Source organism: Syntrophomonas sp. UBA1041, assembly GCF_002316705.1.
GTDB lineage: Bacteria > Bacillota > Syntrophomonadia > Syntrophomonadales > Syntrophomonadaceae > DTU019.
The window spans coordinates 1-21,878 of sequence record NZ_DCEA01000054.1 but is presented as its reverse complement, the minus strand read 5'-3'; the positions used below and the strand labels follow the sequence as shown (position 1 = coordinate 21,878).

The 21,878-nt window shown below is 50.8% G+C and carries 27 protein-coding genes and 1 pseudogene; all 28 read right to left on the bottom strand.

Annotated features, from left to right (window positions below; all coding sequences use genetic code 11):
• The coding region (locus B2633_RS08225) for an exodeoxyribonuclease VII large subunit (RefSeq protein ID WP_483170138.1) at positions 1–148 on the bottom strand (148 nt) is incomplete at its 3' end.
• On the bottom strand, positions 145–984 hold the full coding sequence (locus B2633_RS08220; protein ID WP_483170120.1) for a tetrahydrofolate dehydrogenase/cyclohydrolase catalytic domain-containing protein: 840 nt from the start codon (positions 982–984) through the stop codon (positions 145–147). The genes B2633_RS08225 and B2633_RS08220, both read right to left, overlap by 4 nt.
• Before the next feature lie 47 nt (positions 985–1,031).
• Positions 1,032–2,018, bottom strand: a complete 987-nt coding sequence (locus tag B2633_RS08215; RefSeq protein WP_483170136.1) for a tRNA (adenosine(37)-N6)-threonylcarbamoyltransferase complex transferase subunit TsaD — start codon at positions 2,016–2,018, stop codon at positions 1,032–1,034.
• Entirely contained in the window at positions 1,996–2,418 is a 423-nt protein-coding gene (nusB, locus tag B2633_RS08210; protein ID WP_483170119.1) for a transcription antitermination factor NusB, read from the bottom strand. The genes B2633_RS08215 and nusB overlap by 23 nt, the downstream gene beginning before the upstream one ends.
• A gap of 20 nt (positions 2,419–2,438) precedes the next feature.
• Positions 2,439–2,657, bottom strand: coding sequence for a DUF2273 domain-containing protein (locus B2633_RS08205; RefSeq protein ID WP_481040578.1), 219 nt, complete (start codon positions 2,655–2,657; stop codon positions 2,439–2,441).
• Positions 2,658–2,678: 21 nt separating this feature from the next.
• On the bottom strand, positions 2,679–3,206 hold the full coding sequence (gene amaP / locus B2633_RS08200; protein ID WP_483170118.1) for an alkaline shock response membrane anchor protein AmaP: 528 nt from the start codon (positions 3,204–3,206) through the stop codon (positions 2,679–2,681).
• A gap of 81 nt (positions 3,207–3,287) precedes the next feature.
• Complete coding sequence (locus B2633_RS08195; RefSeq protein WP_481040582.1) at positions 3,288–3,689, bottom strand: Asp23/Gls24 family envelope stress response protein; 402 nt, start codon at positions 3,687–3,689, stop codon at positions 3,288–3,290.
• A gap of 88 nt (positions 3,690–3,777) precedes the next feature.
• Positions 3,778–5,121, bottom strand: coding sequence for an acetyl-CoA carboxylase biotin carboxylase subunit (accC, locus tag B2633_RS08190; protein ID WP_483170117.1), 1,344 nt, complete (start codon positions 5,119–5,121; stop codon positions 3,778–3,780).
• 10 nt (positions 5,122–5,131) lie between these two features.
• Entirely contained in the window at positions 5,132–7,036 is a 1,905-nt protein-coding gene (accB, locus tag B2633_RS08185) for an acetyl-CoA carboxylase biotin carboxyl carrier protein (RefSeq protein ID WP_483170116.1), read from the bottom strand.
• A gap of 198 nt (positions 7,037–7,234) precedes the next feature.
• A complete protein-coding gene (locus B2633_RS08180; protein WP_483170114.1) occupies positions 7,235–7,771 on the bottom strand; it encodes a SpoIIIAH-like family protein in 537 nt (178 codons plus the stop codon).
• Positions 7,772–7,774: 3 nt separating this feature from the next.
• Positions 7,775–8,350, bottom strand: a complete 576-nt coding sequence (locus B2633_RS08175) for a hypothetical protein (protein WP_483170113.1) — start codon at positions 8,348–8,350, stop codon at positions 7,775–7,777.
• Positions 8,351–8,352: 2 nt separating this feature from the next.
• Positions 8,353–8,928 carry a stage III sporulation protein AF gene (locus B2633_RS08170; protein ID WP_483170111.1) on the bottom strand — a complete coding sequence of 192 codons (576 nt, stop codon included), beginning with the start codon at positions 8,926–8,928 and terminating at the stop codon, positions 8,353–8,355.
• 43 nt (positions 8,929–8,971) lie between these two features.
• Positions 8,972–10,123, bottom strand: coding sequence for a stage III sporulation protein AE (gene spoIIIAE, locus B2633_RS08165; protein ID WP_483170110.1), 1,152 nt, complete (start codon positions 10,121–10,123; stop codon positions 8,972–8,974).
• A 194-nt stretch (positions 10,124–10,317) separates the two neighbouring features.
• A complete protein-coding gene (gene spoIIIAD / locus B2633_RS08160; protein WP_483170109.1) occupies positions 10,318–10,707 on the bottom strand; it encodes a stage III sporulation protein AD in 390 nt (129 codons plus the stop codon).
• 55 nt (positions 10,708–10,762) lie between these two features.
• Entirely contained in the window at positions 10,763–10,957 is a 195-nt protein-coding gene (gene spoIIIAC / locus B2633_RS08155; RefSeq protein ID WP_481040598.1) for a stage III sporulation protein AC, read from the bottom strand.
• A 30-nt stretch (positions 10,958–10,987) separates the two neighbouring features.
• On the bottom strand, positions 10,988–11,509 hold the full coding sequence (locus B2633_RS08150; protein WP_483170108.1) for a hypothetical protein: 522 nt from the start codon (positions 11,507–11,509) through the stop codon (positions 10,988–10,990).
• Positions 11,506–12,468: a stage III sporulation protein AA gene (spoIIIAA, locus tag B2633_RS08145; RefSeq protein WP_483170107.1), complete on the bottom strand. Its 963-nt coding sequence runs from the start codon at positions 12,466–12,468 to the stop codon at positions 11,506–11,508. Before spoIIIAA ends, B2633_RS08150 begins: the two co-directional genes overlap by 4 nt.
• A gap of 168 nt (positions 12,469–12,636) precedes the next feature.
• Positions 12,637–13,086, bottom strand: a complete 450-nt coding sequence (locus B2633_RS08140; RefSeq protein ID WP_481040604.1) for a CD1247 N-terminal domain-containing protein — start codon at positions 13,084–13,086, stop codon at positions 12,637–12,639.
• Positions 13,087–13,182: 96 nt separating this feature from the next.
• Positions 13,183–13,740: an elongation factor P gene (efp, locus tag B2633_RS08135; RefSeq protein ID WP_483170106.1), complete on the bottom strand. Its 558-nt coding sequence runs from the start codon at positions 13,738–13,740 to the stop codon at positions 13,183–13,185.
• Between the two features lie 12 nt (positions 13,741–13,752).
• The gene (locus tag B2633_RS08130) at positions 13,753–14,817 is read right to left on the bottom strand and encodes a M24 family metallopeptidase (RefSeq protein WP_483170105.1); all 1,065 of its coding nucleotides are present in this window, start codon (positions 14,815–14,817) and stop codon (positions 13,753–13,755) included.
• A 40-nt stretch (positions 14,818–14,857) separates the two neighbouring features.
• The gene (gene aroQ, locus B2633_RS08125; protein ID WP_483170104.1) at positions 14,858–15,310 is read right to left on the bottom strand and encodes a type II 3-dehydroquinate dehydratase; all 453 of its coding nucleotides are present in this window, start codon (positions 15,308–15,310) and stop codon (positions 14,858–14,860) included.
• 10 nt (positions 15,311–15,320) lie between these two features.
• Positions 15,321–16,652 (bottom strand): TldD/PmbA family protein, encoded by a 1,332-nt coding sequence (locus tag B2633_RS08120; RefSeq protein ID WP_483170134.1) that lies wholly within the window; start codon positions 16,650–16,652, stop codon positions 15,321–15,323.
• A 15-nt stretch (positions 16,653–16,667) separates the two neighbouring features.
• Positions 16,668–18,077, bottom strand: a complete 1,410-nt coding sequence (locus tag B2633_RS08115; protein WP_483170103.1) for a TldD/PmbA family protein — start codon at positions 18,075–18,077, stop codon at positions 16,668–16,670.
• Positions 18,078–18,338: 261 nt separating this feature from the next.
• On the bottom strand, positions 18,339–18,770 hold the full coding sequence (locus B2633_RS08110) for a universal stress protein (protein ID WP_483170102.1): 432 nt from the start codon (positions 18,768–18,770) through the stop codon (positions 18,339–18,341).
• 80 nt (positions 18,771–18,850) lie between these two features.
• A pseudogene (locus tag B2633_RS08105) lies at positions 18,851–20,125 on the bottom strand (ArsB/NhaD family transporter); the annotation flags it as partial.
• Between the two features lie 479 nt (positions 20,126–20,604).
• Entirely contained in the window at positions 20,605–21,063 is a 459-nt protein-coding gene (locus B2633_RS08100) for a VOC family protein (protein ID WP_483170100.1), read from the bottom strand.
• 64 nt (positions 21,064–21,127) lie between these two features.
• Positions 21,128–21,367, bottom strand: a complete 240-nt coding sequence (locus B2633_RS08095; protein WP_483170099.1) for a hypothetical protein — start codon at positions 21,365–21,367, stop codon at positions 21,128–21,130.
• A 148-nt stretch (positions 21,368–21,515) separates the two neighbouring features.
• A partial coding sequence (locus B2633_RS08090; RefSeq protein WP_483170098.1) for a hypothetical protein occupies positions 21,516–21,878 on the bottom strand: 363 nt, incomplete at its 5' end.

Here is a 21,878-nt window from a genome sequence, read left to right as displayed (position 1 = left end):
TTAAGGTAAAGTAACAATGCCCGGATTGGCGGTGGTGCTTAAATCCGGATATCTCGCCTTTCAGCCATAGATCAGAGAGGATCACGTCGGTTTGCATGAGGTGGTCGATATGTTTATTGAGCTCAGTGACAGTCAAGTATTCTCTCATGGCTTCAGGTCCTGCTGTTCCCAGGCCGCCCGGGACAGGTTCTGCATCAGCTTGGCGATTAACAAAGGGCCGATTCCGCCCGGAACCGGCAACAAATGGCCGCCTATCCCGGCAACGTCATCATTGTCCACATTGCCTCTGACCCCGGCTGCGGTCCAATAAAACCCGGCATCAATGAGCAGTGTTGCTGAGGCCAGGTGGCGGGCCTTAATAAGATGTGCGGAGCCCTTTTCAGCTACTACTACATCCGCTTTAAGGATTTCGCCTCCATGCCAGGCAGGCATCACCCTGACCTGACACCCCTGTTCCACCAGGATAGCCGTCAGGGGCAGGATAAGGTCAAAAGAATCCCCGATCAAGAGAGCGCTGCGTCCTTGTACATCAGGAAGGCAGCGGCCGATCACCTCCATGGCGGCCAGGGCTGCGCAGCTGATAAATCCGGGACGCCCGCCTATCAAGAGCCCGCGGTTTATCGGATTAAACCCATCCACATCCTTTTCCGGGCTTATGGCCTGCAGGAAATAATCCTGCTGCGCTTGCAGATGCGGGGGCAAAGGCAGCTGCAAAATGATGCCATGCACCTTCGCATCAAGGTTCAAGCTTTCAATCTCTGCATACAACTGGGATGCGGTTATATTCTCCGCCAGGTGCGCCACCCGGCAAACACCCCCGATATCAGCCGCCGCTTTTTGTTTGAGTTTAACGTAAGCCCCACTGTCCTCCTGCTTTCCCACCAAAATCACTGCCAGGGCGGGGGCCGCCCCCTTTTCCCGGTTCTGCCGGCATAATTGCCCCCTTATTTCTGCCGCCATCTGGGTGCCGGATATTAATTGCATAGCGTTTCTCTCCTCTAATAAATAAAGACTGTTACCATGACCTGTTTTTACGGTGCATCTGCACCGTCATCCGACTGGCGGTGGTGAAGTTTTGCTGCCAGCCCGGCTACGCCCACCGCATTATCGCTGCACAGTTCAGGGTCGGCGAAATACAGTTTGAAGCCCAAGGCCGGGTGCCCCAAGCGGCGCAGCAAGTGTTCCTTTATGATACTGTTGGCCATAACCCCTCCGGCCAGGAGCACATGACGGTTCTCCAAACGGACTGATTCTTTCAATAAGGCCTTTTCCAGGGTTCTTCCCACCGCTTTGAACAGGGCCAAAGCAATATCTTGATGTTTATGCCCGGAATTTATCAAGCGTAAAACCTGGGTTTCTATTCCGGAAAAAGAAAAGCCTTCATCCCCGACAAAAGTGGTCAGATGCGGAATATCCGTGCCGCCGGATCCCAAGGCCAGTTTTTCCAGGGCCGGGCCTGCAGGAAAGGGCAGTCCCAGGGCCACCCCTACCCGATCCACCAGTTGACCGGCGTGCAGATCCAGACCGGACATGCCGGTCCGCACCTCCAGAACATGCTTGTGATGCCGGCCAACCTGCAGTATCTCCGAGGTTCCCCCGGAAAAATGAACCGCCACAAAGCTTTCCTGCTGCAGCAGGGCCTCATTTCCTATCAGGGCTGCCATGATGTGGCCTTCCTGATGGCTCACCAGATAGAGGGGAAGATTGGCAAAAGAGCTTAATACCCGGGCCTGATTAAGGCCAGCCAGGAAAACCGGCATATAGCTGTCATTAACCCGGCGCGGCCAGGCGCTGGCTGCAATTGCGGCCACCTCACGGCTGAGCTCGGCCGGCAGGCTGTCAAAAAGCCGGGGCAGGTTCTGAACATGAAAAAAGAGAGCCTGTGATTGCCTCAACCCTCTTTCTCCCGATTTAATAATGAGTGGAATGCGTTTGTCTACAACCACCTGGCGCCGATTGTTCACCAGTGCTATAGAAGTGGTATATGCGCTGGTATCAAGTCCCAGGAACAGAGCCATATTTCTCACCCAAAATCCTGTCCAAAATGGCGTTAATAAAAGCCGGCGAATTCTCATCACCGTATTTTTTGGCAATCTCAACCGCTTCGTCAATCGCCACTACCGGCTCAGAGGGCTGCATAAAAAGGATTTCATAACCGGCCAGGCGCATGATATTGCGGTCGACCGCCGACATGCGGCTTAAATCCCATTCCCGGGAAAAACGCTTAATGGCCTCATCGATATCAGCCAGGTGCCGTATCGCACCGTGGGTCAATTCGGCGGCGAAACTCTGATCCTTTTCCGCCGTGAGCTCGTCTTCCCGGTAAAGGTAGGATAAGGCCTGCTGCGGTTCCGTCTTGACCTGATCATACTGAAATATAACCTTGAAGGCTACCACCCGCGCTTTTCTTCTGCTCAATCACATCTATCCTTTCAAAATCAACGCTGATCCTTAAATGTTTCTATCCAGTTATTGAAACTGTGGTGATCATCAACCCGTTTGCCAATCCAGTAACCGATTGAAAGGCAGATGACAATAAATATGGTGCGCCAAAATCCCAGGGTCACAACCAGGATACTGGCGGCAAGCCCTAAAATAACACCTACGGTTTTGCCGCGGTGTTCCTGCCATAGTAACGTAATCAGTCTGTCCATCATATGAGCACCCCCTTCAGGCGGCTATTTTCCCGCAGCGGGAATGTCATCGACCAGTATACGGATCTCTGCCACCTCTAATCCCCCGATGTCTTGCAGATATTGCTTGACGGTGGACTGGATCTGCTGGCTGAGTTCAGGCACGCTTAGTTCCGGATTAATGGCCATATGTAGCTTAATAACCAAACCTTCCGCACTTTGAGCAACATGAGGTCTGATATCGCGGACCCCTTCGATTTGCTTAATGGCCTTCATAATCAGCACTTTGATGGCAGGAACAGTGATGGCTATCTCGCCTTGCAGGCCTTGCTTGACGACTACCTGTTCCAAACGGGGCTCCTTTTTAAAAAGATGCACAAACACCACCAGGGTAGCGCCCAGCAACAGCAAAGCGGCGATGCCAAAGATCAGCCGGTTCTCCGGGGTAGCCAGAGCCAGCTGCAAATAGGCCAAGGGCTCGGGGCGGTTTATGGCTGCGGCCAGGAATATCCCCGATAGTGCCAGCAAAAGCAGGTTATAGAGGAATAACACCAAACGTAGGGTAGCTGACATTGTTATCCCACCTCTTTCTCAAGAAATACAGTTAACCCCCTGTACAAGGCAGGGGGTTATAATCCATAACTTACATTCATGCTATTCCTTATCCAGGTCTGTACCTTCGTAAGCGCTCTCCGCTTTTTTAATTGAAACCCCCAGTATATTAACATTTACCGCACTGACCTTTAATCCAGTCATAGATTCAACCGCTATTTTGACTTCTTTTTGAACGGTTTCCGCAACATTGGGAATTGGATATCCATATTCAATGATCAGATAAATGTCGATCTTGGTGTCATTGTCGGCGACTTCAACTTTGATGCCTTTGCCAAAATTTTTCTTGCCCAGTTTTTCTACCAGATCAGTTCCCCATCCTCCACTCATCGAGGCGACGCCTTCAACATCAACGGCAGCTAGTCCGGCAACAGTTGCCACCACTTCGTCGGCTATGCGTATTGAGCCAATATCATTGGTAATCTCGGGCTTCTGCGGGTCCATTCGTTCCACCTCCAATTTATAATTTCCAAACTTGTAAGTATTATTCTACCAAAAGGCCGGGGTATGTTCAAATTTAAGCTGGCAAATTCTAATCTTCCATGCGGCGCTGGATGAAATTGGTGTAGACCTCACCGCGCCTGAAAAAGGCATTGTCCAAAACCTTGAGGTGAAAGGGAATCGTGGTTTTGATGTTCTCCACCTTGAACTCACGTAAAGCCCGCTTCATTCTCTCAATGGCTTCATCGCGTTCATTGCCCCAGGCGATCAATTTGGCCACCATGGAGTCGTAATAAGGAGGTATCAGGTAATTGGAGTAAACCGAGGAATCCACCCGGATTCCGGGCCCTCCGGGAACCACATACTGACCAACCCGTCCTGGTGAGGGTCGGAAATCATTATCCGGATCCTCTGCGTTGATGCGGCATTCAATGGCCCAGCCGTTTAAGACGATATCCTCCTGGGCGCAACGCAGGGGTTCACCAGCCGCGATGCGGATCTGTTCTTTTACAATGTCAATGCCGGTAACCATCTCGGTAACCGGATGTTCCACCTGCACCCTGGTATTCATCTCTATAAAATAAAAATTGCGGTTTTTGTCTACCAGGAACTCAACCGTTCCGGCGCTCGAATAATTCGCGGCTTGAGCGGCTTTTACCGCTATATTTCCCATGGTTTGGCGCAGCGGGTCATCAAGAAAGGAGGAAGGCGACTCTTCCAGCAATTTCTGATTGCGGCGCTGCAGGGAACAGTCGCGCTCTCCCAGGTGCACCAGATTGCCGAACTCGTCACCCAGAATCTGAAATTCGATATGGCGGGGTTCCTCCAGGTACTTTTCGATATAGACTGCGTCATTGCCGAAGGCTGCACCGGCCTCCAGGCGTGCCGTATTTAAGGCTTCTTTAAGAGAATCCCGGTTGTGGGCCAGGCGCATGCCGCGCCCGCCGCCCCCGGCGGAAGCCTTTATCATTACCGGATAACCTATTTGATTGGCGATAGCCAGGGCCTCCTGATAACTGCTTACCGCCCCGTCGCTACCCGGCACCACCGGTACTCCGGCCGGCTTGACCACTTCCCTGGCTTTCACTTTGTTGCCCATGGTATCGATGACATCGGAACGGGGCCCGATAAATTTTATGTCATATGTATTGCATAATTCCGCAAAATAAGCATTCTCAGCCAGAAAACCATACCCGGGATGGATCGCATCCGCCCCGGTGTTTCTTGCCGCAGCTATTATATTGGCAATATTCAGGTAACTCTCCCTTGCGGACGCACCGCCGATACAAACCGCTTCATCAGCCAGTTTCACCGGCAGGCTGTCTTTGTCGGCGACGGAATATGCTACGACGTTGGGGATGCCCAGTTCCTGGCAGGCCCTGATCACACGCAAAGCGATCTCCCCGCGGTTAGCGATTAGAATTTTCTCAAACAACCTTCCACCCCTAATCTTTCTGGATAAGGAACAGGGTTTGCCCGTACTCTACCGGCTGCGCGTTTTCGACCAAAATGTTTACAATTGTACCGGCAAAATCTGTTTTGATCTCATTCATCAGCTTCATGGCTTCCAGTATGCACAAGGTTTGGCCGGGTTCGACCCTATCCCCGATTTTTACATAAGGTGCAGCGTCCGGAGAGGGCGCGGCATAAAAAGTACCTACCATCGGAGCCAGGACTTCGGTAATGCTTTCATCAAGTATTTCTTCAACCGGCTCGGCAAATACCGGGTTGGATACAGCGGAAACAGGATTGGATGCTGCCGGAATAACCCCTGCCGCATATTTGCGCAGGTGTATTTTAAAATCATTTTTTTGCAGTTCCAGATCAGCGATATTGCTTTGATCCAAAAGCAGCATCAATTCTCTAATTTCGTCGATGTTCATATCTTCATCTCCCCTACTAACTGCTCTGGGCTTGACGGGCGGCTTCACTCTGGGGGGAGCCGCCGAGGCCTTATTCTCCACTACAGTGGGTCCTATTTCGTCATTGGACTGGATTTGCGGAACATCTTCGGCACTGCGCGCCTTGCGCCATTCAAAGAACTTTAACGCCACCTGGGGAAAAAGGGCATAAGTGATAACGTCTTCTTCGCTTTCGGACCAGGCCTTTACGGCTTCCCGGGCTTTTCCCCACATAGGTTCCAAAAGATCCGCCGGCCTGACATCGATTACCGGCGTATCCCCAATAATTTTTTGTCTGACCTCTTCGTCAATCGGCGCCGGCGGTTTGCCATAGCAGCCCCGTACATATTCTTTGACTTCACCGGGGCACATCTTATATCTTTCCCCTAATAATACGTTAATAACGGCTTGATTTCCAATTAATTGGCTGGTGGGGGTGACCAGGGGCGCATAACCCAGATCAGCCCTTACCCGGGGAATCTCCTTCAGAACCTCGTCAAGGCGGTGAGCAGCCTTTTGCTCTTCGAGTTGCGAGTAGAAGTTGGATATCATTCCGCCGGGAACCTGATGCTCAAAGACTTTCATATCGGTGATTCTGGTGACCCCGCGTTCAAAGCCCTTATGTTTACGAATCTGCTCAAAATGCTCCGCAATCTCAAACAGGTCGTGCAGGCTTAGCCCGGTATCCCATTCAGTGTCCTGCAAAGCGCGTACAATGGTTTCCACCGGCGGTTGAGAAGATCCGAAAGCCATGGGGACACTGGCGGTGTCTATGATATCCACCCCGGCTTCAGCCGCTTTCAAAAGAGTGGCTATGGCCAGACCTCCGATATAATGAGTATGCAGCTGAATGGGTACATCCAGATTCTCTTTTAAAGCCCGGATGAGTTCATATGATATGTAAGGGGCCAAAAGCCCGGCCATATCCTTTACACAGATAGAATCGGCGCCCATATCCTGAAGCCTTAGGGCGGTATCCACGAAGTGCTGTACCGAGTGCACCGGACTGATGGTGTAAACCACACAGGCCTGGGTATGCTTGCCTATCGCTTTCACGGTGCGCATACAGGTTTCCAGGTTGCGCAAATCGTTCAATGCATCGAAAATACGGAAAATATCGATACCGTTATCGGCTGCTTTCTCGATAAACTTCACCGCGATATCGTCGGGATAATGGGTATAACCAACCAGGGACTGCCCTCTTACCAGCATCTGCAGCCTGGTCTTGGTGACGTTGCGCCGTATCTCCCGCAATCGTTCCCAGGGATCCTCGTTGAGATAACGGATACACACGTCAAATGTAGCGCCTCCCCAGATTTCCAGGGAATGATATCCAATCTCATCTAATTTTTTCAATACCGGTATCATATCTGGAGTTGCCATCCGGGTGGCCCACAGGCTCTGGTGGCCATCACGCAAGCTGGTATCAGAAATCTTGATTTTACTCATGGTCTGCCTCCGCCCTAGATTAACGCTGCCCGCTCGGGCAGTAATGTATAACTAAAAAACCTGTATATACAAATATACCCAGGTCAACGACCTGAGCATACTATTTTACTCTAGCTCTTTAATATTATATGAATTAATGTGTCTGGTTTCAATATTTATTGCCTATGTATACAACTGCTCCGGGAATGCACTGGCACATCAGGGCTGGCCGCGGGTAACCAGGGACAGTTTATCGGGGCTGCTGTTTACCGCCTGCCCCACCAGCTCTTTAACCCTTTTTACCTGCTGCGGCTGCATGGTAGGAGACTGCAGGACGATAGTGGTGCTGTCGGCTTGAACCATAATCACACATTCCTGATATCCTTCGGCCTTGATCAGGTTTTCCGCCTTGAGTTCCTTTTCCATAGCCGCGGTGATATCCACCAGGCGCATACCCGCTGCGTCCCGGGTCTTGGCGTCACTACCGCTGTTTTTAATGACATCTTGCAGCATTTCCACCTGTTTGCTGCGCAGGCGATCCCGGTTTAAGCGGTATTCATTGAAAAATCCGCCGGAAACCACATTGGTAGTGGTCTCGGCCTGGATTCCTTCGACAGGAGTGAAATCCCCGGCCACTTGGTTTACCGCAACAGGCTGTTGCAGATGCCTCATGGTGCTGATAGTCCCCAGCAAGAGAACCACAGTAAGTATCCCAACCACCAGTACTCTCAATAGTTCTTTTTTGCCCATTACCATATACTATCTTCCTCCTTTCCCGGCCACCACCATCACCCGATGCAAAGGGATATTGAGCAAGGTTGCGGTGGCACTGCTCAATTGTTCTTTGACCGCCACATTTGAAGCGCCTGCGGCAACCACCAGGACCCCCAATACTTCCGGGGTCTTTTCCTCCACTAAAAGGGGGCTGCCGGCAGACACCGCCAGATCAAGCGAGGTGCTCTGCTCCACCACCCTTTTGCTTAAGCCCGGAGTCTGCTGTTCGCTGGTATCCCGTTTTTCTTCCCTGGTGTTATGGGCGTACTCACGGCTTCCTTCAGAAGCCAGCATCACATCGACTTGAACCGTGCCGGCGCCATCGATCTGGCTCAAGATGTGTTCCAGCTGCGCCCCTATCTGCTGGCTTTTCCCACCTTGTCCGGTTTCAACAGCCACGCTGACCGGCGCAGCCGGCGGGGGAGTTATCTGCCCCACCGGCCAGAGGATAGCCAGCAGGCCGACAGACACTACGATCACCAGCACGGTTTTCCCTTTTTTGGACTGAAACCATGACAAACCCGTAGACTGCTTCCCGCCGCGAATCCATTCTTCCAACATGGTTAAGAGCCTCCTTGCATTTGAATTTCCACTTGCTGTTCGCTAAGACCAAACATATTCCTCATAATCTCAGTCATGCGCGACTCCACCTCGGGGTCGGTCTGCACTTCGTCCTCACCTGAGAACACCCCCACCGATGATTCGCTGGAACTGTGGTTCTCCTGACCGCGCACGTTAATGGTAACCTTCTGAATCGACCCGTCCGGGTTGAGCAGGATTTTGCTGTCGACTTTGCTGACTCCCGGAACCAGCATGGCGATGGCACTGATCTGCCCTTCCAGTTTGGACTGCATATTGTCATTGCTCTCGGTGATAATTTTGTTATGCAGTTCACTGCCCTTTTGCAGAACCTCTTGTTGACCGGCACTGTAATCGGACCACTCCCAGTTGCTGATCTGCAGGGTTTCCGCCGGAAAAAACCACCGCATCGCAGGGTTTAACACCGCGATAAGAACAAACATTCCGATAGCCAGGCGCACATAAGGCTTCATGGAACCGCCCGGCAGCAATAATTCTAAAAAACTGGCCAGGATGATAATGACCAGGAGGTTTTTTACTATCTCCGCCAGGGTGTCCATCGCAGACCTCCTTCCCCAATATAGTTAATAGTCCGGGGCCAGCTTAGCGCAGGCTTCCCCATCCGTTAGAAAGCCCCACCACTATAGCGATCATTATGAAAAACATCAAAGCCACTGCCACTACTGCAGCCAGCATCAGAAACAGATGTGTACTCATGCTCTCCAGAACCGCTGCGGTTCTGGAGTCGCCAAGGGGTTCAGCCAGAGCCGCCGCCACTTTATAGATCAAAGCAATAGCCGTTACCTTGACCACCGGCATGATAATCATGGCCAGAATGATCAGCACTCCCAAAACCCCCAGGGCTTGTTTGAGCATCACCACATAGCCGGCCGCCACTTCGATGGTATCGGAGAACATTTTGCCAATCACCGGCAGGGCATTGTCAGACACGAAGCGGGTGGCCCTTAGTGCAGTCTTATCCAGTACCGAGGCATACAGGGCGCGCATCGTGAGTATGCCTACAAAAAGAGTGAGAAAGAACCCTAAAGCCACCTGGGCGATCTGCGTGAAGAATTTACCCAAACGCTGCAGCTTGATGCTTTCCGACATATTGTTCATAATACTGACCACAGCAGAAAGTATGATTAGCGGGAATACGATGCTGTTAATGGCATTGCCCAGTGCGGTGGCGGTGGTCATCAGCATGGGAAACAGCATGGCGGCAGAGTTGACGCCTCCCAGACCGGCGGTTAAAACCAGCATCTGCGGCAGCATCGCAGTCATAAATCCAACCATATTGCTGATGGTGCCCTGTCCAATGTCCAATACTGTTTTGAAAGAAGCCACCGCCAGGGTGACCAGGGCCAGGTAGCAGGCCAGATAGGAGATACGGGCCACATCAGTGGAAAAAGACTGCTGCAGATTCATGAGCAGAGCCGAAAGAACACACAATACCAGCAATTTGACCAGCAAACCGCTGTTAGCCACCACCTCTCCCATCAGGAGTTGCAGTAAGCGTTTCATCACATCGCTCCAGTTGAACTCCCATTTGCCCTGCACAAAATCTATGATCCATTGCTTGAGTGAAACCCCTTGCATATAATTGCTGATTTCGCTGTCTACCTGATGTTTGTATTCCTCCATGACCTGCAGATCCAGCTGTTCCAAACCTTCTGTAAAGCTCAGAGTGGATATTTCATTAACTGCTTCGCTCTGAGCCTGCAGCCTCACAGGGGTCAGAAACCATAACTGCATAAACAGCAACAGACTCAACAAGAGTATCCCCACCCGGCGAGCCCAATTCCTTTGAGGGCGGGAGCCTGTACCATTTGGGGCGCCTATGCCCGGCAGGGGGGCAGCCGGCCTAGGTTTTCTCAGCGAAGATATTTGCTTTTGACAGGTGCCGTTTCCCATGAACGTCCCACTCCTTATTGATGCCTGAAAGCGGACTACCCGGGCATCAGTTCCATGAGCGATTCCAATATGGCAACCATGATGGGGATGGCCAATACCACCACGATTACCTTGGCGGCAAATTCCACCTTCTTGGCGATGGCGCCTTCACCGGCGTCCTGACAGATGGCGGCTGTAAAATCAGCCAGATAGGCTACGCCGATTATTTTCAATATGGTGCTGAAGAAGAAATAATTGACTTCAGCACGGGCCACCAGTTCTTTCATCACATTGATGACCGCGACCAGTTTTTCCATCATCAGCGCGAAAATGACTACCGCGCAGACAATAGTCAGTAGAATTGCCATAACGGGCTTTTCCTGGCGGATAATCAGCAGCATTATGGTGGTTATTAAGGCTAATCCCACTATCTGAGCTATGTCCAAAGCCATCTCCCCTTCGAAGTCTTGCCTTGCCCCGGTCGTCAGGTAATCCCTGAAATCAGAGATTGAATACTGATCTCACCACCGTGAATAGCTGGCTCATCAACTGCACCACAATGATTAAAACCACCACCACACCAGCCAGAGTGAGCATTTCCGCCTGTTCTTCCTTGCGGGCCTGCTTCAACACGATAGAAAGAACCGAGATTAAAATGCCGATACCTGCAATGCGAAAGATGATATCGATGTTCACTTTGCCACCTCCTGTTAATGCCTAAAGCCTCTATATCAACAGCAATACTATGGCTGTGCCCATAATAAAGCCTCCGTACGACCATAACTTTTGGTTGGAGTCGATTTCCCGCTGGGCTTTTTGTTGTTGCAGAAGCAGTTCCTCCCCCAGGGCAGTCAAAGCTTTATGCTGTTCCTGAGCATTGGAAACTCCCAGTAGAGCCGCCAGAGCGGCCATCAGTTCTATATCTTTGGGCTGCAATTGCGCCTGGGCCTGCATGGTTTTGAGCCCCTTCAGCCAGGCCTCCTGTGCGGTTATGCCTTTCTTTTTGCCTAATTCCTCGGCTGCCACGGCAAATACGAGGTTGGCCGGCCAGCGCGTAAACTCCGCGGTTTTTTGCATGGCCAGGGACAGATTGGTATGCATAAAGCAGATTTCTTTCTCCAGGAAAGCTATAGCCGCTTTTAACTCTCCCAGTTGTTCCTGGCGCTTCTCCAGGCGCTTGGCCCCGGATAACCCCCACACCCCGCAAGCGGTAATGATCATAATAATGCCCATGGCTTTTATCATCATGAAGCATCCCACCTTATCACTTGTTCTATATTGCCGGGGCCATGGCGCCGTGAAAGAATGATGATAAGTTTAAACGCCCCGTCGGCCATGAGCTTCCTCAGAATAGGCCGCTGGCGCAGTTCCTCCAGGTTTCCGGCATGAGCCGTGCTGATTATGGTCACCCCGGCATGTATGCACTCCATGACCGCTTCAGCATCGCCCTGTCTCCCGATCTCATCGGTGACAACCACCTGTGGGGACAGGGCTCGGATGGCCATCATCATGCCGATATCTTTGGGACAGCCGTCCAGAATATCGGTGCGCGGCCCCACATCCAATTGCGGCACCCCCTGATAACAGCCGGCAATCTCAGAGCGCTCATCCACCACAACCACATTTAACCCGGGTCGTTTAGACCCTTCAGAAATCCTGCGGGTGATGTCGCGCAACAGAGTGGTCTTGCCGCAGCGAGGCGGAGAAACAATCAAAATGTTCTGCAGTTCGGCTTGGGGCGAGCTGAACAGAGCCGGCATTACCGGATCAGCGCAGCCTTTCACCTCTCGGGCCACCCTGAAGCAGAGGCTGCCGAAGTTCTTGATGAGTTCAATGTTGTGCTCTTTCAGTATCACCTGACCAGCCAGTCCCACCCGATGGCCTCCGGGGATGGTTATAAAACCGCGACGAATATCCTCCTCAAAGGCATACAGCGAATTGTCACTTATGGAAGCGATGACCCGGCAGATGTCATCGCGTTCCACCCGGTATCCCTGCTGCAATATTGTGGTGAGGCGGCCTTCGCCAGCTAAGGCCAGTTCGCGCTCGCCGATGCGCACTATCAGGGGCTGTCCGCACCTGAGACGGATCTCCTCCAGGTGTTGATAATCTTCATCCTTGAGGTTGTGCAGGAGCTTCTGAATCTGTACGGGGAGATAGGATAATACCTCTCTTTTAATCTGAGTTGGGGAGCTCGTGACCGGCATATTTTCACCACCTTGCTGTAAATAGATATTGGCAAGCCCTGTAAAATATGCCAGCTAATTAGCGCTTAAGGGAGTGATTATTTCGCGAATTGAGAAAAAAAGCCCAATACAAAACCGCCCTGCGGGTATTCACAGGGCGGTTTGTATTGGGCCAATTAATACTTTTTCTTAAGATGGCGAAGGATTTACCCCGCCTTGCTCGAAAGCCAAACCTTCATCTTCAAAACAACATGGCTCATAATCAAAAGAACCGTCATTTACAAAGACTACCTCATTACAACGGGGGCATATAATCTCAATGGTATCTTCCTCATCCAATACGTCTGCATCAAAATACAGCTTTTCCTGGCAATTGGAGCACTCTATTTCAATATGGTCACAATCGTCTTCGTATTCTATGACCGTTTCCTGCAATTCACAGAGGTCTTCATCCATGCTGTCCAGATACTCGCCGAGTTCGAAAACATCCTCGCGCAGCTCCTTGATATTGGCAGTTATTTCATTGAGCACATCGAGAATGCCGGTGATAATCTTGCCCTGCGGGCCGCCGTCATTGATGTTCAGGCCTTCCGTAAGTCCTTGCAGGTAGCTGACCTGTTCTGTTAAGTCCCTGGTCATAACCATCCTCCCTTTTTAATATCCGTGTGCCTGGCTACAAATATATTATTGCTTAAAAAGAGAGGAAATAAACCCGCCAAAAAATGATCCGGGTCGCTAGGCTCTTTCCATGTATAAACCGGTGCGGGTGTCAATGCGCAGCCTGTCGCCGGTGTTGATAAACAGCGGTACCTGAACCCTGGCGCCAGTCTCTAATGTGGCGCTCTTAGTAGCGCCAGTAGCGGTATCACCCTTGATGCCGGGCTCGGTTTCAACGACTTCCAACTCAACAAAATTGGGCATCTCAATACCAATGATGTTGCCCTGGAAAAACAAGACCTGAATATTCATATTTTCCAACAGCCATTTAATGCCGTCACCTATGGCATCAGCGCTGATAGTGATCTGCTCATAATTCTCATTATCCATAAAAACATAGCCTTCGCCGTCATTATAGAGGTATTGCATGTCACGGCGATCCAGATGGGCTTTGGGCATCTTTTCACCGGCACGGAAGGTTTTTTCCACCACCCCGCCGGTCTTGACATTTTTAAGTTTGGCTCTTACAAAAGCAGCCCCTTTACCGGGCTTTACGTGCTGGAAATCCACTACCACATAGGCCTGTCCGTCCATTTCGATGGTGACCCCGGTTTTGAAGTCATTAACTGATATCATGCTATCCCTCCGTCAAATATTTAATAATTCTTTACTGCTATGAGTAAGTATTTCAATGCCATTCAGGGTTACGACAACCGTATCCTCGATGCGTATCCCGCCCCAACCGGGGATGTAGATGCCGGGCTCAACGGTCACCACCATATTTTCCTGCAGGGTATCTTCACTGCTGAAGGACAGAGCCGGGGCTTCATGAATGTCCAGGCCAACCCCATGGCCGGTACTGTGGGTAAAATACTGATCCAAACCATATTTTTGCAGGCACTGGCGAACCTTTTGATCCACCTCACGACCGCCGACTCCGGCTCTGATGGTATCCAGTCCGATCTGCTGAGCTTCCCGCACCTTTTGATAAATATCCTTGAAGCGCTGGGTAGCTGGTTTAATACCGACAGTCCTGGTCATATCCCCCGCATAACCTTCAAAAATGCCTCCAAAATCCATGGTCACCATATCGCCGGGACTAATGAGCTTCTTACCCGGCCTTCCATGTGGCAAAGCGGCATTTTCCCCCGATACCACAATAGCATCAAAGGCTTCCCTTTCACAACCTTTTTGTCGTAACAGATGTACAATCGTATCCGCCAGACTTTTTTCATCCATACCGGCTCTTATGACAGACAGGATATCAATGAACACTTCATCCCCGATGCGGGCCGCTTCCCTGAGTTTGGCCAATTCCGCAGATGTTTTTATCCTGCGCAAGGATTCGATGAGTCCCCTCACCGGTTCCCAAATTACTGGTTTTATTTGCGATAGTTTTTGATAAAAGGCGTAGTTGACATAGGCTTCTTCAAAGCCGATCCTATGCAGGTCTGCGGCTTTATCGCTCAACTTTTCCAGCCCCGGAGGTTTTTCCTCCTGATAGACCCACGACGGACATTCCAACCAGACCTGATCCCGATAACGGCTGTCGGTAAAAATAAACTGATCTTCCAGGGTAAGCAAGAGCCGGGCATCGGCCCCGGCAGTGAAACCGGAAATATAGCGTATATTGGCTGGAGCTGTAATTAATAACCCGTCTAGTTCATTCTTTATCAGTTCTTTTCGCAATTCATTGATATGAATTTTATCCATGAGAATCCTCTTTCACCATATGAGTAGATCATCTTTTGATTCAACGGTCTTTTGTCCGGCCCAGATAATCGATGGCGGCCCTCGCAGCCAAATAATAGCTGGAAGGCCCGAAGCCAAAAATGCCCCCTACAGCCAGCGGAGACAAAAGCGACTGGCTGCGAAACGGTTCTCTGGCATAAATGTTGCTCATGTGGACCTCGATTACAGGAAGCCCGGCCGCCTTGAGGGCGTCATACAGCGCTATTCCATAATGCGTCAAAGCTCCTGCATTAACAATCACCAGATCACTCTGCGCGCCTGCTGACTGCAGTTTATCTATCAGATCACCTTCATGGTTGGACTGGTAGAACTCGGCTTCAATCTGCTCTTCACCCAGCACAGACCTGATCCCAGCTTCAATTTCTGCCAGGGTGGTATTCCCGTAAATATCCGGCTCGCGAGTACCCAGGGTATTCAGATTAGGTCCATTAATCACCAGAATTTTTGCTTGCATGTCAACCTCCTCAACTTCCGGCCACACTCAATGAAGCCACCCGCAGGCCGGGTGCGCCGCGGCTGCCGAAGAACCGCACCTCAGTACCTACCGCATCTATATTCTGCAGCATTTCAATCATGTTGCCGGCTATCACCAATCCCCGCACCGGATGCGTGAGCTGGCCTTTTTGAATCAGGATGCCGGCGGCGCCCAGCGAAAAATCTCCGGAAACCGGGTTGGCAGTATGCAGTCCCATTAAATCAGTAACATAAAGCCCTTCGGGCAGATCCCCCACCATTTTCTTATCTTCCATATTTCCCGCCTGAATAATGAGATTACTGGGGCTGATGGACGGCAGGCTGCGAAATGACATGCGCCGGGCGTGACCGGTAGAGGGCAGTCCGGCTCTATGGGCAGCCTGGTTGTCATAGAGGAAGCCTTTTAGTCTGCCCCGGTCGATCAGAATATGCCTTTGGGCGGGAACCCCTTCGTCATCAAAGGGAAAGGTGGCCAGACCGCCGTCCAGAGTGGCATCGTCGAGCACGGAAAAACACTCTGCCGCTATTGAACGGTCAACCTTGTCGGCCAGAAGGGATTTGCCTTTAAAAACCGCTTCAGCATCCGCCATGCGGGCCAACAGGCCCAGGAGTTTCACGGCTACATAAGGTTCAAATACACAGGGCAGTTTTTTTGACCCCATACCCCGGGCTTTAAGACTGCGCAAAGCGCGGCAAGCAGCCTCGCCGGCGACTCGTTCCGGATCGAGGTCTATGTAGCTGCGCCGGCTCATGCTGGCAAACCCGCCCTGGGCATCACCGTCCTGTTCAGCCAGGGTATACAGATAAAGGCTGCAGTAATTGCCCCGCTCGTATACATCCACGCCCCGGCTATTTACGATCGCCACACCAAATTCATTTTCTTCATACCCGGAGCGCTCCACCATTGAGATACGCCGGTCTGCGGCCCGGGCCATCTTTTCCGCCTGCTGTGCAAGCGCGGTCTTTTCCTCGATAGGGTGTCTGTTAATCTCGGCATCATAGGTATCTAATCGCGGGTATATCAGGCCCGCCGGGGTCAGGTTCAAGTGGGGATCGGCGGACATATAGCCGGAGGTCTGCAGAGCAGTATCGACGGTCTCCCGGAGGGCTGAAGGCTTGAGATCGGAAGTGTAGGCAAAGCCAAGCCGGCCCGAGTTGACAATACGAATCCCCAGCCCGGCTTCAGCGGCCTCTTTGAGGGTTTCCACCCGCCCCTGGGCGACTTCAATCTGCAGTTTCCGATGGCTGCCGGCATACACCTCTACTTCCGCTCCGGACTTGAGCGCATAATTAAGGGCTTGATATGCAGCACTCTTCAACATGTCCTTCACAACCCGTCACCTCCTTGCTCCAGATCCGGGTTTTACCAGGGTGCCTCCCACAGTCAGCTCCTTGATTCTGATGGTGGGCTGGGCATCACTTACCGGAACCCCCTGGCCGTCTTTTCCGCATACCCCGATAGCAAAGCCCAGATCGCACCCCACCCGGTCCACATCCTGCAGAGCCTTGGGTCCATTGCCGGTAAGAGTGGCCCCCCGCACCGGATAGGTTACCTGGCCCGCTTCCACCATATAGGCTTCAGATACCTCGAAAATAAAATCACCGTTGATAGTATTGACCTGGCCGCCTCCCATTTTCAGAACCAGCAAGCCCCGGTCGGTGGAAGAGATGATCTCCTGGGGATGGTCTTTCCCCGGAGCAATGAAAGTATTGCTCATCCGGGGAATAGGTTTATGTTGATATGATTCCCGGCGGCCGTTGCCGGTGCTCCCGGTTTTATCATGAGCAGCGGTCATCCGGTCGTATAAGTAATTTACCAGGCGGCCATTTTCTATCAATCCGGTGGCTTGCGCAGCGGTGCCTTCATCATCAAAAACATAGCTCCCGTAGCGCTGCGGCAGAGTGGCATCATCTATTACCGTAACCAGTGGCGAAGCCACCGTCTGCCCTATTTTACCTTTATAGACCGATAGCCCCTTGTGCACCAGGTCCGCTTCCAGCCCGTGCCCGCAGGCTTCATGCACCATGGTTCCTCCGGCCTGAGCAGACAAAATCACCGGCATACGCCCTGCTGGCGCCGGCTGCGCCGACAGCATATTTATCGCCAGTTGCGCCGCCTTGCGAGCCCGTTCTTCCCAGTGCTGCTCATCCAGCAGTTCCCAGCCAGACACCCCGCCCACAGATTCGTACCCGGTTTGCAGGAGGCCGTTGCGGCCGGCTATTACGTTGATCATTCCACGGATGCGGTTGAAACTGTCCTCCACCCTTTCCCCCAGGCTGTTGGCAAATACCACCTGTTTTTCCAGGTCGGCTAAAGCTACCGATACCTGGCGTATAGCTGGTCCCACCGCGCGCGCCGCCTGATTAGCCGCAAGAACCTGCTCCATTTTGTGGCTCCAGGGGACTTGATGAGGCGCCAGAGAATCCAAGGGAGGGGAACTCTTAACCGCGGTAACAGCTAAGGGTATTACCCTGCTGGCAGCGGAGCGATTAATAGCCTGGCTGGCCGTTCGGGCGGCATTTTCCAAGGCTCCCGGGCTCAGGTCGCTGGTGTAAACATAAGCGGTCTGCCGGGCTTTGATCACCCTGATGCCCAGACCGCTCTCCACCCCGCTGTGGATTTTTTCCACACGGTCTTCTTCCAGCCAGATGCCGCTGTTTTTCTTGTACTCTACATAAATATCAGCGTAGTCGCCGCCTTTTTGCAGGGCAAGATCAAGCAGCCTTTCCAAAACAGCAGCCTCCATCTTTTAGCCCCCTCTTAGATGTTTTTCAAAATATTTTTCCCATTTGCCGGCTTTAGCGTGTAGGGTTTCGCTTTTCCATATTTTTCTTAGGAATCATTATACCATTCCCTTTTATTATTGTTGTTAATCAGACCTGCAGAAACTGATATTTATACGGGCAGGGGTAGGTCAAGACGCGGATGGCAGCCAAAAGATGAAGTGAAATATGTTATCGGACAGCGAGCTGAGATTGATATAGCAACAGTGCGGCGGGCGATAGCATTACTTGACTACCAGCACCGGGCAAGGAGAGTCGGCCAGAACCCGCTGGGTTACACTGCCTAAAACCGTGCCCGCCAATAGCCCATGCCCCCGGGTTCCCATTACTGCCAGATCGAAATCTCGCCTTATTTCCTTCAGTATCCCGGCTGCAGGTTTTGCGGCAATGGTTTTCTGAAGTATCTTCACATGGCCGGTGTCTATTCCGTCAATGGTATTTTTCATAATCTTCTTGCCGGACTCTGCGACAGTTTCGGCTGTCATAAGATATTGCCCGTGCATGTCGGGGGCAGCCCCTGAAGCGGCATCCACAGAAGCAGCTACATAGAGCAGTTCGATTACGGCATCGAATTTTTCTGCAATTGCCAGAGCGGTTATAAATGCCCGGCGCGAATACCCGGACCCATCGGTTGCAACCAGAATTCTTTTAAACACTCTCGTTCCCCCTCTATAATTTTAATAAACAAATTCCACCGCTACAAACTACGTATATTGTATTCCAGTCCTTTTTAAATCTACAACCAATAAGCTAAATACAGATAAACATTTGCTATTATGATAGACAGAATCATGATTGGAAATCCAATTTTAAAGAACTCGACAAACTTGATCGGATTACCGTGCCGCTCGGCTATGCCGGCCACAATTACGTTGGCCGAGGCTCCGATCAACGAGCCGTTGCCGCCCAGGCAGGCGCCTAGGGCCAGGGACCACCAGATGGATTCCATGGGTATCTGCGCCAGCTCTCCCGCTTCTTGCAGGAGCGGAATCATGGTAGCGACAAAAGGAATATTGTCGATAAAGGCTGAAGCTACCGCTGAAACCCATAAAACAAGAGTACCTAAAAGCGGAACATTTGTACCTGTTATCAGTATCAGATTTTGAGCAATATAACTTAAAACCCCGTTGACCTGCAAACTCCCCACCAGAATAAATAGTCCGGCAAAGAAGAATATAGTGGGCCACTCTACCGATAACAGGGTTTCTTCGGGATCCTCCCTTGATATCAGCATGAGCACACCGGCCCCTAGCAGGGCAACTGTTGCCGATTCCAGGTGAAGCGCCTGGTGCAATAGAAAACCCGTAATGGTTAACCCCAGAACCAGCAGTGATTTTTTCAGGAGTGCCCACTCCACAATAAAGTCGATCTCGTTTAAGGCCATCAAGCTCTCAATTTTATCGGGTTCAGTCACCAATTCTCTTTTATAGATCAATGCCATAATCACGGAGGTAACCCCCAGGATTATCAGCGAAGGCAAACCCAGATTAGTGATAAAGTCTACAAATCCAAGGCCGGTGGCGCTGCCGATCATAATATTGGGGGGATCGCCAATCAGTGTGGCTGTTCCGCCGATATTAGAAGCAATAATCTCCGCAAACAAAAATGGCACCGGAGATATATCCAGCCGGTCAGTCAGGGCATAAGTTATCGGCACCATCAGCAATACGGCGGTGACATTATCCAAAAACGCAGAGGCCACCGCGAGAATAAGCGGCAATACTACCAGTAGAGCGACCGGTTGCCCTTTTACCTTTTTAGCCGCTTTGATGGCCAGAAATTCAAACACACCGGTTTTGCGGGTGATTCCCACTATAACCATCATGCCCACCAGCAGCAAAAGGGTATTAAAATCGACATGCTCTATAGCCTCTTTCTGATTTATCAACCCCAGGGTTATGACAGCAGCCGCAGCTACCCAGACGGTTACCGATCGATGGTATTTTTCAGCGATTATGAATCCGTAAACGACAATAAAAACGGCTATAGAAAGCCAGAAGTTTATCATAAAAACAACTCTCCAATTATGTTATTTCTTCCAGAAAAACGGCAGAGCGGAACTCCGGCACGAGCAGTCGCCGTCCAGATAAAATGTAAGATTTTCACCTGTCAAATTGGCATAACGAATTCACCTCGCTAAATTATTCCCAAAATAAAAGGCAGGTAGCCTATCTATTGGCTACCCACCCAAGTAAACCGAATTCTCACTGGAAAAACCTGGGCCAATCATATTGACCTAAGATTTATTTCCCTGCTGCCATGAAATATCATCAGACTGCTTTGACCGTAGAAAGTTATTCTTTTTTTGTATGGTATCATATCCAACAATTTAGCTCAATTTCCTGGCCGGCCTTTCTTAAACAGTCCGACGGCAGCCATTAGGCATCCCTTATTATGCCCGGGTAGGCGAACGGGGCGCTTCCTTAATGGAAAGGAAATCCCCTTCCTATTGCCAGCTCACCTGGTATCAATTTGATCTTCTTTGTGCGCTTAAGCCCCCATCTCCCCGCTGTCCAGGGAAAAATGCCACATGAGGCCGTATTTGTCGGTGAGCATACCGTAGCAGGGACTGAAAAAGGTGGTTTGCAGTTCCATATGAACAGTTCCCCCTGCTTTCAAACGTGCAAAAAAGGTTTGTATATCTTCAACATTCTTGCTGCCGTAAACCAGGGTCACATTGTTGCCTTTAACAAAAGGCAGCCCGGGGGTATTGTCTGCAAACATGATGTTGCTGCCGTTGATGGGCAAGCTGGTGTACAGAATCAGGTTTTGGACCTCTTCGGGCACGGGGTCATCCGGGCTCGGCGGAGCCTGGCCATACGTCATAAATTGAGGAGCGGGGGTCTCAAAAACCTGCGCATAGAACTCTACCGCTTCACGACAGTTGCCATTGAAAAAAATGAAAAAATCCATCGCCATCGGTTTCACTCCTTCCACATTTAGCTTCATAAAGTTGTGCTTATATTATCCCATTATTCGCTGCCAGGGCAAGCGAAGGCAATTACTGCCACCTTTAAGCAGTTCTCCTTACGAACTGACTGGCGTATTTCTTATGCGCTTTGTTAATAAGGGCCAACCCGATGATGGCAAAAAGAATGACATCCAGAAAGCCATAGGTGGCTGGAAAAGGGATGCTGAGTCCTTCTTTGATCTGGGTAAACAAGGCTCCGTTCGGGGTAAGAAATGGATATAAAATGAGAATGTTCGAGGTCAAGCGGAATATTGAGGAGTAAACCAAACCGATCACAAACAAGAATAACATCTCTCCCGGGGCCACTCCATAACCGATTCTTGAGGTAAAGGTGTGCAGGATTTGCCGCTTATGTCAGAAGCATAATCCCAAGAATTATGAGCTGAGTTTAGGGCTGCTAGTCCGTAGCCCTAAGCCTGGTATATTAACCTTATAATGCTCTTCTATACCTTACATATATTCCAGTAGCTACTGTTAGAAGAATAATCCAAAGAATTATAAGCCGAGTATTAGTAACACTTTTCCCATTTGAGGTAGTATTACCCCCATAGACCGCCTCCTCTGTTTGGCTATTAGCAGCCTTGGCTTCCTCTACGATAAAATCTGATATGTTCTCCAGCCCTTTTATCTCATATTTTTTTAAACCATACGATTCATTATCCTGTAAAGGGAGGATATCATATCCAGATGCTTTTGGAATAAATAACGCGCGTAGTTTAAAGCCCCAAACCAGTTTTAATGTTGGGTTATTAATACGCTGATTAGCTTCTTTAATATCTTGCTCAAAAGTATT

Bases quoted from the DNA above. Each gene is read 5' to 3' on its own strand.
- B2633_RS08220 (WP_483170120.1), bottom strand. From the start codon at position 984: ATGCAATTAATATCCGGCACCCAGATGGCGGCAGAAATAAGGGGGCAA.
- B2633_RS08215 (WP_483170136.1), bottom strand. From the start codon at position 2,018: ATGGCTCTGTTCCTGGGACTTGATACCAGCGCATATACCACTTCTATA.
- B2633_RS08205 (WP_481040578.1), bottom strand. From the start codon at position 2,657: ATGATGGACAGACTGATTACGTTACTATGGCAGGAACACCGCGGCAAA.
- amaP (WP_483170118.1), bottom strand. From the start codon at position 3,206: ATGTCAGCTACCCTACGTTTGGTGTTATTCCTCTATAACCTGCTTTTG.
- B2633_RS08195 (WP_481040582.1), bottom strand. From the start codon at position 3,689: ATGGACCCGCAGAAGCCCGAGATTACCAATGATATTGGCTCAATACGC.
- accB (WP_483170116.1), bottom strand. From the start codon at position 7,036: ATGAGTAAAATCAAGATTTCTGATACCAGCTTGCGTGATGGCCACCAG.
- B2633_RS08180 (WP_483170114.1), bottom strand. From the start codon at position 7,771: ATGGTAATGGGCAAAAAAGAACTATTGAGAGTACTGGTGGTTGGGATA.
- B2633_RS08175 (WP_483170113.1), bottom strand. From the start codon at position 8,350: ATGTTGGAAGAATGGATTCGCGGCGGGAAGCAGTCTACGGGTTTGTCA.
- B2633_RS08170 (WP_483170111.1), bottom strand. From the start codon at position 8,928: ATGGACACCCTGGCGGAGATAGTAAAAAACCTCCTGGTCATTATCATC.
- spoIIIAE (WP_483170110.1), bottom strand. From the start codon at position 10,123: ATGCAGTTATGGTTTCTGACCCCTGTGAGGCTGCAGGCTCAGAGCGAA.
- B2633_RS08150 (WP_483170108.1), bottom strand. From the start codon at position 11,509: ATGATGATAAAAGCCATGGGCATTATTATGATCATTACCGCTTGCGGG.
- spoIIIAA (WP_483170107.1), bottom strand. From the start codon at position 12,468: ATGCCGGTCACGAGCTCCCCAACTCAGATTAAAAGAGAGGTATTATCC.
- B2633_RS08140 (WP_481040604.1), bottom strand. From the start codon at position 13,086: ATGACCAGGGACTTAACAGAACAGGTCAGCTACCTGCAAGGACTTACG.
- efp (WP_483170106.1), bottom strand. From the start codon at position 13,740: ATGATATCAGTTAATGACTTCAAAACCGGGGTCACCATCGAAATGGAC.
- B2633_RS08130 (WP_483170105.1), bottom strand. From the start codon at position 14,817: ATGGATAAAATTCATATCAATGAATTGCGAAAAGAACTGATAAAGAAT.
- aroQ (WP_483170104.1), bottom strand. From the start codon at position 15,310: ATGCAAGCAAAAATTCTGGTGATTAATGGACCTAATCTGAATACCCTG.
- B2633_RS08120 (WP_483170134.1), bottom strand. From the start codon at position 16,652: ATGTTGAAGAGTGCTGCATATCAAGCCCTTAATTATGCGCTCAAGTCC.
- B2633_RS08115 (WP_483170103.1), bottom strand. From the start codon at position 18,077: ATGGAGGCTGCTGTTTTGGAAAGGCTGCTTGATCTTGCCCTGCAAAAA.
- B2633_RS08100 (WP_483170100.1), bottom strand. From the start codon at position 21,063: ATGAAGCTAAATGTGGAAGGAGTGAAACCGATGGCGATGGATTTTTTC.